At 62.7% G+C, this 16,842-nt stretch carries 16 protein-coding genes; 6 read left to right on the forward strand and 10 right to left on the reverse strand.

The window, feature by feature from the left end:
- The 5 genes from KDH09_00640 to KDH09_00660 all read left to right on the forward strand — a co-directional run.
- Positions 1-449 (forward strand): hypothetical protein (locus KDH09_00640; protein ID MCB0218173.1); only part of this gene is annotated, 449 nt, incomplete at its 5' end.
- A 99-nt stretch (positions 450-548) separates the two neighbouring features.
- Entirely contained in the window at positions 549-1,778 is a 1,230-nt protein-coding gene (locus KDH09_00645) for a hypothetical protein (protein ID MCB0218174.1), read from the forward strand.
- Positions 1,779-1,830: 52 nt separating this feature from the next.
- Positions 1,831-2,127 (forward strand): hypothetical protein, encoded by a 297-nt coding sequence (locus KDH09_00650; GenBank protein MCB0218175.1) that lies wholly within the window; start codon positions 1,831-1,833, stop codon positions 2,125-2,127.
- A gap of 160 nt (positions 2,128-2,287) precedes the next feature.
- A complete protein-coding gene (locus KDH09_00655; protein ID MCB0218176.1) occupies positions 2,288-3,094 on the forward strand; it encodes an IclR family transcriptional regulator in 807 nt (268 codons plus the stop codon).
- A 95-nt stretch (positions 3,095-3,189) separates the two neighbouring features.
- Complete coding sequence (locus tag KDH09_00660) at positions 3,190-3,891, forward strand: hypothetical protein (protein MCB0218177.1); 702 nt, start codon at positions 3,190-3,192, stop codon at positions 3,889-3,891.
- A gap of 53 nt (positions 3,892-3,944) precedes the next feature.
- On the opposite strand, the gene KDH09_00665 is transcribed toward KDH09_00660, so the two are convergent.
- The 5 genes from KDH09_00665 to KDH09_00685 all read right to left on the reverse strand — a co-directional run bounded on the left by KDH09_00665 (position 3,945) and on the right by KDH09_00685 (position 9,045).
- Positions 3,945-4,523, reverse strand: coding sequence for a DnaJ domain-containing protein (locus KDH09_00665; protein ID MCB0218178.1), 579 nt, complete (start codon positions 4,521-4,523; stop codon positions 3,945-3,947).
- Positions 4,524-4,559: 36 nt separating this feature from the next.
- A complete protein-coding gene (dnaK, locus tag KDH09_00670; protein MCB0218179.1) occupies positions 4,560-6,119 on the reverse strand; it encodes a molecular chaperone DnaK in 1,560 nt (519 codons plus the stop codon).
- A gap of 209 nt (positions 6,120-6,328) precedes the next feature.
- Positions 6,329-7,888, reverse strand: coding sequence for an OmpA family protein (locus KDH09_00675; GenBank protein ID MCB0218180.1), 1,560 nt, complete (start codon positions 7,886-7,888; stop codon positions 6,329-6,331).
- Between the two features lie 53 nt (positions 7,889-7,941).
- On the reverse strand, positions 7,942-8,532 hold the full coding sequence (locus tag KDH09_00680; GenBank protein ID MCB0218181.1) for a hypothetical protein: 591 nt from the start codon (positions 8,530-8,532) through the stop codon (positions 7,942-7,944).
- 75 nt (positions 8,533-8,607) lie between these two features.
- The gene (locus KDH09_00685) at positions 8,608-9,045 is read right to left on the reverse strand and encodes a MaoC family dehydratase N-terminal domain-containing protein (GenBank protein MCB0218182.1); all 438 of its coding nucleotides are present in this window, start codon (positions 9,043-9,045) and stop codon (positions 8,608-8,610) included.
- A 428-nt stretch (positions 9,046-9,473) separates the two neighbouring features.
- Between KDH09_00685 and KDH09_00690 the strand changes: the two genes are divergently transcribed.
- Positions 9,474-10,757: a hypothetical protein gene (locus KDH09_00690; protein MCB0218183.1), complete on the forward strand. Its 1,284-nt coding sequence runs from the start codon at positions 9,474-9,476 to the stop codon at positions 10,755-10,757.
- A gap of 110 nt (positions 10,758-10,867) precedes the next feature.
- Here KDH09_00690 and KDH09_00695 read toward each other — a convergent pair whose 3' ends face one another.
- The 5 genes from KDH09_00695 to KDH09_00715 form a co-directional block, all read right to left on the reverse strand.
- The gene (locus KDH09_00695; protein ID MCB0218184.1) at positions 10,868-12,025 is read right to left on the reverse strand and encodes an ArsA family ATPase; all 1,158 of its coding nucleotides are present in this window, start codon (positions 12,023-12,025) and stop codon (positions 10,868-10,870) included.
- Complete coding sequence (locus tag KDH09_00700) at positions 12,022-12,990, reverse strand: ArsA family ATPase (protein MCB0218185.1); 969 nt, start codon at positions 12,988-12,990, stop codon at positions 12,022-12,024. Before KDH09_00700 ends, KDH09_00695 begins: the two co-directional genes overlap by 4 nt.
- 215 nt (positions 12,991-13,205) lie before the next feature.
- Positions 13,206-14,804, reverse strand: coding sequence for an NAD(P)/FAD-dependent oxidoreductase (locus KDH09_00705; GenBank protein MCB0218186.1), 1,599 nt, complete (start codon positions 14,802-14,804; stop codon positions 13,206-13,208).
- 179 nt (positions 14,805-14,983) lie between these two features.
- Positions 14,984-15,301 carry a zf-TFIIB domain-containing protein gene (locus KDH09_00710; GenBank protein MCB0218187.1) on the reverse strand — a complete coding sequence of 106 codons (318 nt, stop codon included), beginning with the start codon at positions 15,299-15,301 and terminating at the stop codon, positions 14,984-14,986.
- Between the two features lie 289 nt (positions 15,302-15,590).
- Positions 15,591-16,842: ATP-binding domain-containing protein (locus tag KDH09_00715; protein MCB0218188.1), on the reverse strand; the 1,252-nt coding region annotated here is incomplete at its 5' end.

The following is a 16,842-nucleotide window of genomic DNA, read 5'->3' on the forward strand; positions in this document are numbered from 1 at the left end:
CCTCGCTCCGCGGCGCTGCGCCGGTCGGCGATATGGGTGACGTTCTGGCGATGACGCCTGACGGCTCGACGCTCTACACCGTGCTTGCCTCGGATGAGACCGTGGACGCCGGCGGCGATCTGGCGATCATCAATCGCACGAACAATTCGGTCATCAGCACGATCCCGCTCGATGATTCGACGCTGTTCGATGATTCCGGCGCGCCCATAGATTGCATTGGCGGCCAGATTGTTGCCGGCCTTTCCGCGCCCTGCGACCTGATCTCCATGACGGTGTCTTCGGATGGCAGGCTCTTCGCCCTGCTGGATCAGGATGGCACCAGGCATTTGATCAACATCGATCCCGTCACGGGTGAGATGACGTGGCTGCGCTACCTCGATTCGAGCTATTACATCGGCTCGATTGCCTGGGCGCCGCCGGCCTGCAATCTGTTCTATACGACCGATTGATGCCGGCATTGTGACGGTTGAAATGGAGCCCCGCCGGAAACGGCGGGGCTCTTCTCTTTGGAGCGTTGATCGCGCATCCTAGGGGCGGAGCACGAAGCGATGGATTCTGAAAGCGAAACCGCGGCAACTGAAGCGGCGCCGGTGCCCGCGCGGCGGGTGATGGAGATGATCGAACTCGCCCTCCATGCGAGCTTCACACGTTTCCCTGCCATCGCGGCGCTGGCCTTGCCGCTCTTTGTGCTGGTGTTCGTCCCCTCGGCGCTTTCCAACTGGCTCGGCTATCGCGCGGCCGCCGAAGTGTTTTCCAATTTCGTCGGCTCCTTCTCCATGCAGAATTTCGATCCCAATGCGTTGCGCTTTTACCTGGAGGGCAACGCGGCAGTGCCGGAGGTGCCGGGCAGTGCGTTGATGGACCTGCTCGGCCTGGTCTCCTGGATCGGTGGGCTGGCCTTCGGGCCGTTGGTGCTGGGCGCGCTGGTGTTGCTCATTGTGGGACAGAGCCTGGACATTCGCATCGAAGCAATGCAGGCCTGGCGCGGCGCAGCCCGCCGTGCGAGCTCATTGATCTTCACTGAGCTGGTAAAAGCCATTCTGCTTGGATTGATCGCGCTGATTTCCGTGCTGGTCGCCATGGTTGTCCTGATTCTGGGCGGCTCCATCATTGACCTGGTGGTCGGGAGTCTCGACGCGCGAATTGCCGGTGCATTCGCGGTGTTCTTCTTCGTCTTTGTGGGCGGGGTGATCGCCCTTGGGCCCGTGGCGTACGCCTACCTGTTGTGGATCTACACCATTCCCGTGGTGCTGATGGAGGGTGCCGGTATTTCTCGCGCGTTCGAGCGCAGCGCCCGCATGGTGCGTTACCGCCCGGCCGGGCAGAGGATATGGGAGACGCACCCGATGCGGCTGACCGGGTTGCTCACAGTGGCGGGGCTCACCCTGCTCGTAGCGAGCCTGCCTGCCTTCGGGCCGGTGCTGCTCTGGCTTGGAAAATCCTTCGGCCAGATTGCCAACGATCCCACAATCATTTTCAGCATGCCGACCAGTGTGTTTGTCTTTTCGGTGCTTCTGATGGCCCTGCCACAGGTTGTGCTGGCCGCGCTCTTCCAGGGATCAATCGGGCTCTATTACCTGGACGCGCGGGTGCGCGATGAGGACCAGACCCACGGCGGGGAGCTGGTGCGCGACTACCTGAGCGAGCTGGCGAGCGGCGGCATGCCCGAACCGGCTCTGCCGAGGGCCGCGCCTGCCCCGGCCGATGCTCCCCCCTCGCAGGCGCCGGCCTGGCATCCGGGTCGGAGCCTTCCCTCCAACTGGCCCGACGGCAGGTAGAGCCGGTTTGCCCCCCGCGCCGGGGGCATTCATACTCCCGGGGATGAGCACGATGCTTCAAAAAGCCGTGATTCCACTTGCCCACTGCCCGGATTGCGGGGTGGAGACGATTCTCTACGGATTCTGGGACGAGGCGCGCGGCTGTCTGCTGCGCCGCTGCACCGTCTGCGAGCGCGTGGTCGATTCCGGGGAGGGTGCCGAAATCGACTACCTCTCGGCCTGCGACTTCGACGGCACGCAGTTTGAAGTGACCGCCGCATTGCCGGTTGATGGCGGCTGTGGTGGCGGATGCTCCACCGGCGGGTGCGCCACCTGCGATCAGGTCGAGACCTGCGAGAAGGTGCATTGAACAAGCGCTCACTTTGCCTGCCCCCTGATCAGGCCCCGAATTCTCCTCTTTTTCGATGAATCGCTTGACGCCGCGCCGCGGCAATTGTAATCGAGCGCCCGAATCGGGTTATACTAAGCCCATTACCGATGATTTGCCCTGACAGGCGATTTCGCACGAGGTGGCCGTGAAGCGCCAGAAGTCCGATTATACGATTCAGGCCGTTGCCCATGCACTGGACTTGCTCGAGCAGTTCCAGGGGGACGACGACGAGCTCGGCGTGACCGAACTCTCCAAACGCCTGGGTCTGCACAAGAACAACGTCTTTCGTTTGCTCGCCACGCTCGAAGCGCGCGGGTACATCGAACAGAACGGGGAGTCGGGCAACTATCGCCTGGGCCTCAAGGTGCTTGAACTCGGCCAGACCTTCATCAGCCAGGCCGGCATGCTGCGTCAGTCCGAGGCCCTGCTGCACGAACTGGTCGGCAAGGTGAATGAAACCGCCTACGTTGCCGTCGTGCGCGACGGAATGGCCGTTTATCTCAACGGTGTCGAACCCAACCGCACGGTACGCGTGGTTTCGCGCGTTGGCCATCGCCTGCCCATCTTCGGCACGGCGGTCGGAAAATCCCACGCTGCATTCTGGAGCGACGAAGAAATCCGCACCGCGCTCAAGCAGTACCCGCCGCGCGCGTTCACACCGAAGACCATCGTTGAACCCGACGCGATCATGGCCAAGCTTCAGGAGACGGCCCGCCAGGGCTGGGCAATCGATGACGAGGAATACGAACTCGGCGTTCGCTGCGTAGCGGCGCCGGTTTATGATTACACCAGACGCGTGCGCGGATCGGTGTCGGTTTCGGGGCCGGCCTCGCGCATGACGCCCGAGCGCATCACCAAGGAAATCGTGCCGGCCATTCAGGAAGCGGCACTTCAGCTCTCACACCAGCTCGGGTACGAACCGGCGAAGTCCTCGGCGACTCGCTAGATCGGCGCGGCCCCGTAGAGGGGGGCCGTCACACCATTGCCCGGCGGGGGTGGGCAGTTGTGAGGCGTTTCAGCAATTCAATTCATTTCGTATTGATGGCAAGCACGCTCTGCGCGGCGCTGTTTCTTGGCGCGTGCGCAAAGGGCGCACCCGAGGCGGGAAGCGCCGACTGGAATCGCAGGCTCGAACGCGGCGATGTGATCATCGACGCGCGCGACATCCCGAGTACCGGCCTGAAGCTGGCGACGGTGACGGCAGTCGTCGACGCGCCGCCCCCGGTGGTCTGGGAAGTCTTTCAGGACGCCGGCGAATTCCGGAGATTCCTCTACCAGGTCAAGGACAGCGCCGAACTCGAACGCCGTGACGGAAACCGCTATTTCAGAATCTCCATTGAGCCCGACGCGCTGGCGCGCATGGTAACCGGCGACATCACATTTACGGCCGAAATCTCGGAAGTCGTGGATACGCAGGCTGGCGTATGGCGCGGTGACTTCACCGGGATCGAGGGCAATGTGGAGCGCGTCTACGGCGCGTGGCGGCTGGAGACCTACAGCAACAACCGCACGCTTGTTCAGTTCAGTACTTTCATCGACCTGGGTTACCCCGGAACCATCGACCTGACGGTGAACAGCTACACGGCCAACTTGCTGGGACACTGGGCCGACGATCTTCGTGATTACGTGCGTGACCGCGGCGTGCGGATGGATCTGGAACAGCGGGCGGCCGCCCGTGCAGCGGGCAAATACGATCAGCCCGTTACGCCCATGGTCGAGGGTCTCGACGACCTCATGCGATAACGCCCGGATGGGCCCGGGCGTTTCTTCGATTCAGTTACAGAATTTGATGCGGGTCAGTCTTCGAACTGGGCCAGCAGTTCGGCCTGCTCTTCGGTGAGCTCGGCCTTCATGTGGTCGCGGCGGAACTTGTAGTAGAACGCCTTCAGCTCGTCGTTCTCCGATTCCATGCTCATCGCGAGCTTTAAGTTCATGTCGGCGCTGGGGAAGTTCTTCTGATTGATGCTCGTGGCGGCCAGCTTGACGTAGCGCTTGCCGGGTTCGGTCTGTGCGACGTCCTCGTCCTTCTTGGCGCGGGCCTTGGCCTCTTCGGCGGACTTGTCGTAGCGCAGATTCTGCGCGCGATTGGGCCCCGTGACTCGCTTGATATAGAGCTTGCGCAGGTTCTCGTCGCGCAGGATGGAGTAGGCCTCCGAAATACGCTTGTAGACGTCCATGACCTGCCGGTACGTATCCTCGGGGACGCGGCGGTAGAAACGATCGGGGTGCCAGGTTTTCGACTGTTTGAAGAAGGCGCTTTTTACATCCGCGGCGTTGGCATCGTGCGGGACGCGGAGAACTTGGAAGTAATCCATCTGGTCGAGCATCATCGCCGCTTTGGCGATCTGGGCCAGTTGTTCCGGGGTGTAGGACATTTACGAATCTCTCTGCGGTGTAATCTCTGTTGCTCGCTACGCCTGAATGTCCGGCGAGGATTCCTGCATTCGCTGAATTTCTTCTTCCGAAAGCGCGCCGTAGGCCGTGATCGAAATCGACTGTTCCTGGCCCGTGTCCAGATCCTTGGCGGATACGTGGACAATGCCGTCGGTATCGATCTCGAACGAAACCTGAATCTGCGGCTCACCCTGCAGGGCGCGGCGAATGCCGGTCAGCGTGAACTCGCCGAGCATTTCGTTCTCTTCCTGCTTGGTCGACTCGCCCTGGAACACGCTGATGCGCACCGTGTCCTGGTTGTCGCGGGTCGTGGTGAAGGTGTGCATCTGTTCTGTCGGAATCGGGGTGTTCTTTTCGATCAGGTGTTTGATCAGCCCGCCGACGGTGCCGATGCCCAACGAGAGCGGCGTGACGTCGAGCAGCAGTGAATCCTGCGTCGCGTTGGTGAGCGAGGCGCCCTGAATGGCCGCGCCGATGGCGACAACCTCATCGGGATCGACGCCGATGTGGGGAGTCTTGAAGAAATACTTCTCCACCGCGCTGCGGATGGCCGGCATACGCGTCGAGCCACCGACCATGATGACGCTGTCGATGTCGTTGATTGTCAGGCGCGCATTCTGCAGTGCCTCGTCGCAGACGTGGAAGGAGCGCTGAACCAGGTCCAGGCACATCTGCTGGAAATTGTTGCGGGTGAGCGTCGTGTCCAGATGCAGCGGCCCGTTGGGCGTGAGCACGAAGTTGGGCACGTTGACCTTCACTTCGGTGCGCTCGGACAGGGCCCACTTCACGCGCTCGGAAAGCGCCTTGAGTTTCTGCATCGTCTCGGGATCGCCGCTGACGTCGTACTTGTTGGACTTCTTGAACTCGTCGGCGAGGAACTGCAGGATGCGGTCGTCGAAGTCGTCGCCGCCCAGGTAGGTATCACCCGAGGTGCTGATCACTTCGAACACGTCGTTGCCGATCTCCAGCACGGAAACGTCGAAGGTGCCGCCGCCAAGATCGTAGATCACCACGCGCTGCTGCAGGCCCTTGCCGTATCCATAGGCCAGCGCCGCGGCGGTTGGTTCGTTGATGACGCGCAGAATGTCGAGACCCGCGATGCGCCCGGCGTCCTTGGTTGCCTGGCGCTGGCCGTCATTGAAGTAAGCCGGACAGGTAATCACTGCCTGCGTGACTTCCTCGCCCATGGCCTCTTCGGCGATTTGCTTCATCTTTTTCAGCACCATTGCGCTGATCTCAGGAAGCGAATAATCGCGGTCGCGAATGTTGATGCGAACGTCGGAGTTCGGTCCTTCAACAATCTGGTAGGCGCAGACTTCCTTGGCCTTGCCGACTTCTTCACTGAAGATTTTACGGCCGATCAGGCGCTTGGCGGAGTAGACGGTGTTGCGCGGGTCGACAACGGTGCGCTTCTTGGCGTCCACGCCCACGATGGGATTCTGGCCCTCGGGAAAAGAAACAACCGAGGGCTGCGTGTTGCGGCCTTCCGTGTCCTTGAGAACGACTGCCTTGCCGTCAATGACGCACGCAACGCAACTGTTCGAGGTTCCGAGGTCGATTCCGACGACCTTGCCCATAGTCGAGTCTCCATCGAGGCAGGTGGCGCCGGTCTTCCGGAGCAGGAAACGGTCATCCTGAACGGGGCCGGCGGGTACCCTGTTGATGGCTGGTTATTTAGCGCAGGCCGGCGCCCGCATCAATCGTGCGGGCGAAGGAAAAGGCCTTTGGGAACAGGAAGTTAGGCCTGTGCGATGGGTCACGGGGAAAGCCGTGTGACGGCCCGCTCTCAGTTCTGTTCGAGAATCGTAAACTCGACCCGGCGGTTGCGCGCGCGGCCGGCTTCGGTGGAATTGTCGGCAATCGGAACTGCCTCGCCAAAGCCGATGGCGGTAAGCCGTCCGGCCTCCACGCCCGACTGGACCAGGAACTGTACGACGGCCTCCGCCCGCTTCTGGGAGAGGCGTTGATTGGTCTGGGCCCCGCCGCGGTCATCGGTGTGACCCTCGACCTGAACGAGCTTCACGTTGGGATTCTTCTTGATGATGTCGGCCACCTGCAGCAGGGCCGGGTAGCTCGACTCGGCCAGCCGGTCGCTGCCGGTGACAAAGTTGATCTGGTCCTGCAGGGCGATGCGGTCTTTCTCGAGCTGCGCGCCTTCGGGCTTTTCGGGCTGCACGGGATCGAGCGTCACTTCGACGAAGAAGTTCTGTCCCGACTCCAGGCGAACGGCCTTCTCCTTGGGCTTGAATCCATCGGCGGTGAAGATCGCGGTGTAGCTGCCGGGATTGATTTCCTTGCGGAACCGGCCGGTGTCGGCGTTCGTCTTGATGGGGCCGAATCCCGGGTCGGGATCGAAGCGCACAACTGCCGCAACCGGCAGGCCGCCGGCATCGAGCACGCGACCACCCACGATGGCCGGGCGCACGACTTCCTTTTTCTTCGCCATCGCGCGCGGAGTCATCGCAATGTCCTGCTCCAGGTTGCGATTGGAAATGACGTCGATGGTACCTTTGACGGCTTCATAGCCGTCGGCAATGACCGTGTACTCGACCGTGCCGGCCGGGATGGGCGGCGTGAGATAGGCGCCCGAATCGGGATTGACGTCCACCCGCATTTCTTCGGGTTCCTTGATGAGCATGGCGGCTTTTTGTACCGGCCCACCGGTCTGCGCGCTCTTCACGATGCCGTGGAAGCGCCCGTCCATGGGTTCGAGTTTCCCGCCGCAGGGCTCGCCGACGTTGATCTGGCGACCCTCCATCTGACGGGCGAGCTGATCGACCATTTCGTTGAGCAATACCTGGCTGATGCGCGCGAGCGGGTCGCGGCGATCGGCAAAGACGGAGTAGGAACTGCGCGAGGCAGAAGAGGACCAGAGCATTTCGCCGGTCTCGACCGCAATGAGGCGCGCGTTCACGCCGACGGCAGGCTCATCACCCTTGAGGAGCTGGTCGGACTGCTCGGTTCCGGCCGTGTTGGGATACCAGTATTCGGAGACGCTGCCGTAGAAGACGCCGTCGACGTTGAGCTGCTCGCCGAGCTTGCGGGCAAAATCGGAGCTGATGCGGTTGGGAATGCGCAGGTTCACCTGACGGGCGGCCTGCTGCACCTCCATGCGGTCGATGACGCGGAACTGGCGCCGGGCGTAGAGCTCGGAGGCGAAGAAATCGGCAACGATCTCACCGGCGCGCGGGTAGGGCGTCAGGTTCTCGAAGGGCATCACCGCGACGCACTGAACCGGCTCCAGCAGGACCTTGGGCTTGATGGATTCGGTGTGGATCGATTTGCCGCACGCCGCGGTGAGCAGCGCCAGTGCGATCAGCAGTGTGTGTTTCAGATGTCGCGACATTTCTCGCGCAAACTCCGTTCCTTTGTCCCGGCCCTCAATCTGACCTGCGCCGCTCATCGCGTGACGAGCGCGCTGGAGAGTTCATCCTTCATGTCCCTGACGATCAGGGACGCAATGCGGTTGACCGGGTCGCGCTCGCGCGTGAAAAATGCGTCGGAGGCGCGCGACTGGCTCGACGCCCAGAGCGTCTGGCCGGTGGCCACTTCCACCATGCGCACGGTAATGGCGACGGCGGGTTCGCGTGCGTCCTGGCGTGTCTTGTCCAGCCGGTAAGCGTATTCCTGCACGGCACCATAGACGACGGCGTCGGCGCGAATGGCGCGACCCACGTCCTGCGCGTAGGTGCGATCGGGCGCCATCATGACCACGCCCCCGGTTTCCCCATAGAGCTTCTCGGAGGTGTCGCTGTCGATCACCTTGTAGCGGCCCATGGAAAAGAGTTCCGTTGCGATCAGGTCGGCGACGATGTCGCCGGCGTTGGGATAGTCGGTCAGATTCTCGAACGGCAGCACCGCCACGACGGCAATGCTCTGCAGACTGGGCGCGGGTCCCAGGTAGGTGCGCGTGTAGCTGTTTCCGCATGCTGTCATAAAGAACAAGCATGCGATCACAAGCGCGCGCAGGTTGCGGGTGTTAAACATCATGGGACGAATTTTCCCCTCCAGGCAGCAACTCGTCCCCGCCTATTGAGTCTCTCGAATTCCAGCGCGCGCGCCGGGTCAGCCCCTCGAAGGGAGCGCAACAACGGCCCGACCCTTGGTCGTGACGTTGCCCCGGTTCGTCTCACTGGTGACCTCGCACTCGGCGAGGTTCTCGCCATTTTCCTGCCAGGTGCGCACCACTCGCCCCTTGCAGATGACCTTGTCTTTCATGTCCGTCATGGAAGTAAAACGGACACCAAATTCTTTTACCTTGCCGGCCGGTGAGATCCAGTCGCTCAGAAGCTGGCCGACAAACCCCATGCTGAGCATGCCGTGGGCGATGCACCCATTGGGCATCCCGGCAGCCTTGGCAAAATCCTCGTCATAGTGCAGCGGGTTGTAGTCGCCGCTGGCGCCCGCATATTTTACGAGCTGCACCCGGTTGATTTCGTCCTTGGTGAGGGTCGGGATTTCCGTGCCCTCCTGAACGTCCTCGAAGTAAACCTGATCTGCCATGAAGCTGCCGTCCTGCAATCGGTCTCGCGCTGCGGGGGCTGTCCAGTCGTGCTGCAACGGAAAAACCCCAACAGTTCCAGAACTTTATCAAGTCCCGCCCCCACCGGCAAGGGCAGCGGGCTTAAATTTGTGTGAACAGCCCGGGCTCTCCGAGCTGCCACCGTCCCATTTCTAGCATGGGAGCCCGGCCTTGCCGGTGACCCACCCCACACCAGGGGCGGGTCACCGGCGCGAGTTGCGGAGAGTTGGGGCTGGGCTTCGTGTTGCCCCGGTGCCTGGGCGAGCTTCCTCCCGAAAGGTTGACAGCAGAGCAGGAAAGCAGGTAGAAAGGCGATACTGAAAACGGTTTTCAAAGTCGTTTTCAGTATCGGGCCCGCGAGAGGCGGGAAAATACAAATAAAGAGGGTTTTGGAGGCAATGAGAGGCAGATGACAAAAACTATGAAATTCAGCCGCGTGGTGATGGCGGCACTCATCCTGGCGCTGGCGAGCGCCGGAGTGGCAACCGCCGAGGAAAACGGCGACCTGGCCGAGCGCGTGCGGCGCCTCGAAGAGCAGCTTGCCGAGCGCGACCAGGCGGACAAAAACGAAAGCAAGCCATCGAGCGAGAGCGTGGGACACGACATCTTCGGCACCGGCACCAGCATCGGGGCCTACGGCGAATTCATCTACAACAACGTGCTCGGCGGCCGCACGGCCAAGGACACCTGGGACGCGCGCCGGATGGTGCTCTTCGTGGGCCACGAATTCAGCGACGAGTGGCGCTTCTTCTCGGAGATCGAGGTCGAGCACGGCGAGGAAATTTTCCTGGAGCAGGCTTTCATCGACTGGCAGCCGCGCCAGGAGATAGGCCTGCAGGCCGGCGTGCTCCTTCTCCCGCTGGGTATTATCAATGTCACCCACGAGCCGACGACGTTCTATTTCTCCGAGCGTCCGCGGGTGGACAATGCGCTCATTCCCAGTACGTTCCGTGAAAACGGCGTGATGGCCTACGGCTCCTTCGGCGATCTCTCCTATCAGCTCGGCGTCTTCAACGCGGGCGAGATCGAGGGCATCGCTCCCACCGCCGCGCCGCCGAGCGCCGGTGACCTCGACGGCATTGCGACCGGCGGCATTCGTTTCTCGCGCCAGAAGGCGGTCGAGGCATTCTCGAATGACTTCGCAGTGGCCGGTCGCCTGCAGTATGCCGCTCCCGGAGGCCTGACCCTGGGCCTGGGCGGCTACACCGGTGAGTTCGACCACAACATCAAGAGCCCGGCGATCAGCGCCATTGTCGATCATCGCGCGCGCATCACCATTGGCGAGGTCGATCTGCGCTTCGTCATGGAACAGCTCGAGGTGCGCGGCGAGTATGCGATCGTCTGGCTGGGCGGCGCGTCCGCTCTGAACTCGGCGCCGGGTCTGACCGCCAGCGTTCCCGACCGCCTGCATGGCGGCTACGTGGAAATCGCCTACGACATCCTTCCGCACATTGTGGAGAGCGATCAGCGCCTGTTTGTCGCCTTCCGCGGCGAATGGTTGGACCTGCAGGCCTCGACCCCGACGGGCATCGCCAAGATCGGCGGCGCCGAAGAACAACAGGAATACAACTTCGGCATCGCGTGGAAACCGGTGGACGGCGTGATCGCGAAGGCCGACTACCAGATCCGCCGCGATGATACGGCCGCCGGCGTCCCGGATCAGTTCAACGCATCGGTTGGTCTGTCGTTCTAGTTCGACCTGCGATCTTGAAAGAGTTGCTCCCTTGGGTGGGGGCGATGCGGGCGGGAGGGCATTTGGCTCGCCGGATGTCTTCCGCGTCGCCTCCGCCCAGTTTTTTGGGGTCAGTCCTGCGGATTGAGATGACCGGCCAGCACGGAGAGCCCCTTGAGGTCGGCAACGTCCTTGGGCAGCTCGGGGACGCGGGCAATGAACTGGGTCTTTGAGAGCTGGCGCTCGAGCAGGGCGACGTTCTTGTCCTCGGTGCGCCGCCGCATTTCATGGTGGCGCATGTTCCCGACAAGCGTGTGCATCAGCTCGCCGGGAACGCCCTCGATCTTCGGTGCTTTTTCGAGCACGCCCAGAAGCTTCTCGGCTTCGGGCTCGCTTTCCAGGCTGCGGAAGTAGTTGGGCTCGACCCGGTTCACGATGAATCCCGAGTTGTGCATCCCGTAACCCGTGATTTTTTCGTGCAGGAAGAGCGCTTCCTCGATGGTGATGAGGTTCGGGGAGGTCACCACCAGCAGGGCGCAATCATCGCTCTGGAAGAGCCGTTCGATCGCCTGCGCGCGGTCGGTAAAGCCGCCCATCAGGTCGGCGAAGGCGCTGAAGAACTCGCCGGCATCGCGAATGGCTTTCTCGCCCGTCACCATGGAGAGGATGCGGAACATGCTCGCCTTGCCCAGGCGCTGCAGAAAGCCTCCGCGTGAATTCTGCGCGGCCTTGAATGCGTCCACCAGCATCCGGATCATCGGGTTTCCCGTGAGCATTCCCTGAAAGCGCGTCGGCGCGGTGAGGAAATCCAGGGCGTGCTTGAGCGGCGGCGTGTCGACGATGATCAGGTCGTAGTCACACTCGTGGTAGAGCTCGTAGAGTTTTTCGGTCGCCATGTATTCGGGCGAATCGGTCAGCGCGGCCGAGCCGTGCTGGTAGGCGGGTGTGCCGAGCAGCCGGTCGCGCGCCTCGGGGCTGGAGGCGTACTTGGCCACAAGCTCGTCGAAGGTCTTCTTCGCGTGCAGCATCGTGGCGTAGAGCTCGCCCCTGGGCTTGAGCCCCGCGGCCTCGAAAGTCTCCGGCGCGATCTTGTTCTGCGCGTTCTCTTCGAGATCGATGCCCATGGCCGTCGCCAGGCGGCGCGCCGGGTCGATGGTGAGCACGCAGACCTTGCGTCCCTGCAGGGCAGCGGCCAGCCCCAGCGAGGCGCTGACGCTCGTTTTGCCCACGCCGCCCGAGCCGCAACACAGCAGCACGCGCTTCGAAGCGATGAGTTCCTGCAGCGTCATCGGACCTTGCCCTCCAGGTCCTTGGCGATTCCCAGGATGGTCGTCTTGTCGAATCGCTCGGCGAAAATGTAGGGAACCTCGATGAGCGGAATATTGGGCCGGCGCAGTTTCTCGGCCATGGCCTGCTCGCGGTGGTGACGCTGGCGCACAGCGTCGGTGCACTGGATGAGCGCCGGCCCGAGCGGGCCGTCGCCGAAGGTCTTGCCGATGGCCTGCTGCGCGGCCGGATCAGAGAGAATGCGCAGGTAGTCGTCTTCGAGATTCTCAACGACCGGATCGGGATGCAGCGCGTTCAGAAACACGCCGCCCACCTGCACGTCCATGCCGTGACCGATCTGGTCGAGGTATTCGAGCGTCTCCACCACCGGCATCTCCAGCGGGAGGGTTACCAGGTTGAGCCGCGTCTTGGCCGGATCGTGCAGGAATTTGAGCAGGTCCTTGGCCATGTTGGGCAGGGGGCCCGAGCCGAGCACGTCGATGAGGACCTGCGGCATCTTCAGGAAGAACATGCCGTGTCCGGTCGCCGGCGCGTCGTAGACAACCAGGTCGTAGGGCCGCTTGTTGCCAAGGCCGCCGCACATGCGCCAGAGCTTGACCAGAATGGCCAGCTCCTTGATGCCCGGCGCGGCGTAGTAGGCGCGCTTGATGACGTCGCGCTCGAACACGGCGCGAAACAGGGCGCGGATCTTGATGATGTTCACGACGTATTCTTCGAGGGCGTGGTCGGGATCGAGCGCGCAGGCGTAGAGGTTGGGATAAATCTCGCGCTCCTCGAAGGCGAGCTCGGGCACCTGGAAAATTTCGTGGAGGCGGCCGAAGGTCTCGGTCTTTGTATCACTTTCGGCCAGCAGCACGCGCTTGCCCTGCCGCGCGGCGGCGACCGCCAACGCACAGGAAATTGTCGTCTTGCCGACCCCGCCCTTGCCCGAGTTGATGAGCAGACGCTTGTCCAGAAGCTCGATCATGTGGGGCCAAGGGTATCCCAATTGGCGAGCCTTTGGCCAGTTTCCAGACTGAAATCACATGCTTATGGAAGCTGAGCCTCGGCCCTGTCATTCCGAGCGCAGCGAGGAATCTCGCAAGATCGCGGCAGCGTTGCCTTCCACGTGGAGCAATGCCGGTCTGGGGTTTGCGAGATCCCTCACATCCGTTCGGGATGACACCCGGGGGTGAGCAAGCCTTACACCCGGTTGGCGCGGCCCATCACTTCCTTGATGAGGTCCTTGCCCAGCACCTGGGCGGCCGCCTGGAGGCCCGACATGGTGACGCCGCCGATGCCGTGGCCGCTGCGGGTGCTTGCTCCGCAGAGCAGCAGGCCCTCGACCTCGGTCTGTGCCGGCGGGCGGCCGTTGAGGAACTGCCGCGGGGTCGAGGCAATGCCGTAGGATGTCTCCGAGCCGGTATAGCGGCGCGAGGAGAGCGGGGTGGAGACTTCCTTGTAGACGATGTGTTCTTCGAGATCGGGGAAGACGCGTTTGGCGGTCTTGAGAACCGCGGCGGCGTATTCCTCTTTCTTCTTCTTGTAGGTCTCGTTCTTCTGGTAGGCGCCGGTGCGCACTTCTTCCTCGGTCACGCCCCAGAACTCGGGCTGGCAGGGGGCCAGCGACATCACCTGCATGTTGGTGATCCCCTCGGGCGCGACCTTCTTGTTGGTGGGGTCTTTTACCGATGCAATGGAGATGAACGCGAAGGGCTCGTCGAGAATCTCGCCGCGCTCGACCGCCGCGTAGAAGGGCTCCTGGTCGGGGCTCGGGAAAATCCAGTAGTTGGTGCGGGGGTGACCCTCGGCCTTGAGGTCGCGGTCGATGCCCAGGTAGACGACGCCCAGGCCCGGCGCCATTTCGTAGCGCGCGGTGCGCTTGAGCGTCTTCTCTTCGAGGTGCTCGGGATCGACGAGGTTCTGGATCGTGTGGCGGATGTCCGCGTTGGAGATCACGACCGGCGCTTTGACCGTGCGACGTCCCAGGCGCTTGCTCTCGAAGGTGACGCCCGTGACCTTGCCGTTCTCAATCTCGATCTTCTCGGCCTTGGTCATCAGCAGAATCTTCCCGCCGTTTTCCTCGATGGCCTCGGCGAGCTTGTCCGACATGATCTGGCCGCCGCCCTTGGGGAAGTAGGCGCCCTTCAAGTAGTGCGCGGTCAGCCCGCCGCCAATGAGCGCCGAGGCCTTGCTGGGCGCGGCCGCGTAGTCGCCGCTCTGCCCGGCCATGATCGCCTGCAGGCGCACGTCGCTGGTGCAGGAATCGAGGAATTCCTTGAAGGTTTTCGTGGCATTGCGCATCAGCAGGCCCGAACGCGGCAGTACCCACAATGCGGAAATGGGATTGCCCGGCACTTTCTGGATTGCAGAGATCTGTCGAAGGAACTTGATGTAGCGCTTGATCCCCTTCTTCTCTCTGGGAAAGGCCTTGATGAGTGCGCGCTCGAGATTGTGCGCACCTCGCGGGAACTTGAACTCCATGTCGGGCAACACGATGGTGTCGTAGCCGTTGGGGTCCATCTCCTCGAACTCGACGTCGGTGACGCCCGCGGCGCGCAGAATGCGCGGGATCGAACCGTTGGGCTCGCAGTCGCCGATGTAGTGGATGCCCACGTCGAACTCGTAGCCCTTGCGCGAGAAGATCGTGGAGTTGCCGCCGGCGACGTAGTGCTGCTCGATGACGAGCACTTTTTTGCCGCGCTTGGCCAGGATGCCCGCCGCGCACAGCCCGCCCATGCCCGAGCCGATCACCACGACGTCGAATTCGTCGCTCTCCAGAGTCTTGAGCCGGTCCGCCATGGCCGCGCCCTCCTTCAAATTTCTCGCAAAGCTTCGCCCCGCCACCACCGGAGGAGCGAGGGCATTCTACCCAAAATGTTAACACTGTCAACATAAAAAGGAATCCTTGCCCGTTTTAACAAAAAAGCCCTCCCCGATCGGGGAGGGCTTTTGCCAGAAACAAAATCAGGGATCGCCGGTCAGGACTTGGCGCGGAAGAGGCTGAGCACGTGCTCGAAGAAATGGGTCTCGTGCCCGGCAACGACGTCGAGCTCGCCCTGGTCGAAGCCGATGTAGCCGCAGCTCTTGCACTGATCGACGATCACGGTCTTGAAGGGGACTTCTTCCATCTGGTTGCCGCACTTGGGGCAGCGCATCCAGTGGGCCTGCTTGAGCATTTCGGCCTCGCGGGCCTTCTTCTCGGCGTTGACCTTCTCGCGCAGCTTGTCGATGGCGAGCTTGTCTTCCTCGGAAAAATACTGGTCTTCGGCGCCGGGTTTTTTAACTTTTTCGGTCACGTCTCTACTCCATCTGGCGAGCCCGAATGGGCCGTCAGGATCGGGTCTCTGCCCCCTTGGTATCCGCTGGGGGCGGGGGAGTCAATAAGTGGCGCGGGCGGATGCGAAGTGGGAGGGTAGAAGGGGGTCAAAGCGCGCAAAGCGCATCCCATCAGTTCTTCCCCCGCAGACGGGGGAAGATGCCCAGAGGGCAGAAGGGGGCTTTCGGGTAGCCGCCCCCCTCAGTCCAGCTCCGCCGGACAGCTCCCCCGGCAACGGGGGATCGCTGAGCGGTCAGGCTTCGCCTTCTTCAGATTCTTCTCAAGGGCGCGATCTTCACCATCAGCTTCTTCACCCCGGCGCGGGCAAACGAAACAGTCACCTTCTCGCTGCCGCCCACCAGGGAGCTTTCCTTGACGACGCCCTGGCCGAAGCTGGGGTGTTCGACCTTGCAGCCCACGGGGAAGGTGAGCTTGGCGCCGCCGCCACCCGAGGGCGCTGCCGCGCGGCGCTTGGGCGGGGGAGTGGGCTGCTGGCCGCCACCCTGGTAATTGCCGCCGCCCCCGTAGCCGCCGCCGGCGTTGCCGCTGTCGAGCCAGGAGGGGCGCCCGTCGAACATGCTGCGCTGACGGCGCGCGCCGGGCTCGGCAAGGCCGGAGAGCTCGAGCAGCTCGGGCGGGATTTCTTCCAAAAAGCGCGAGGGGTCGTTCACGAAGGTCTGGCCGAAGACCCGGCGGCGCTCGGCGCTGGTGATGTAGAGCTTGCGCATCGCGCGGGTGATTCCCACGTAGCAGAGGCGCCGCTCTTCTTCGAGATCCTCATCCGAGAGCACCGAGCGCTCGTGGGGAAACAGGCCCTCTTCCATGCCGGTCATAAAGACGACGGGGAATTCCAGGCCCTTGGCCGTGTGGAGCGTCATCAGGGTGATGCGGTCCCAGTCTTCCTTGTAGGAATCGGCGTCGGCGACGAGCGCGACGCGCTCGAGAAACTCGGCGGCGTTGGGCTCCTCGACCATTTCTTCGTAGTCGGAGAGCGCGCTCACGAGTTCCTCGAGATTCTCGAGCCGGCTCTGCGCCTCGATGGACCCGTCGTCCTCGAGGGCGCGGATGTAGCCCGATTCCACCAGGATGCTGCGCATCAGCTCGGCGGGCCCCACGTTGGCCGACTCCTTGTGCAGGACGTCGTAGAGGTCGATGAAGGCGCGCATTTTCTTGGTCGGGCCCGTGCCCAGCGTGCCGTCGGTGCAGGCGCGCCGCGTCGCTTCCAGCAGGCTGATGCGCTGCTGCGCGGCCGAGTCCTGGAGCTTGTCCACGGTGCCCGGGCCGATGCCGCGGGTGGGCGTGTTGATGATGCGCAGCAAGGCGACGTCATCGACCGGGTTGATCAGGAGGCGCAGGTAGCACAGCGCGTCCTTTACTTCCTTGCGGTCGTAGAACTTCTGCCCACCCAGGATGTTGTAGGGGATGCGGTGCTTGAGCAGCTCTTCTTCGAGCACGCGGCTCTGCGCGTTGGTGCGGTAGAAGACCGCCACGTCACGCCAGCCCTTGCCCTCGGTGTGGACA

The organism is Chrysiogenia bacterium (genome assembly GCA_020434085.1).
Taxonomy (GTDB): domain Bacteria; phylum JAGRBM01; class JAGRBM01; order JAGRBM01; family JAGRBM01; genus JAGRBM01.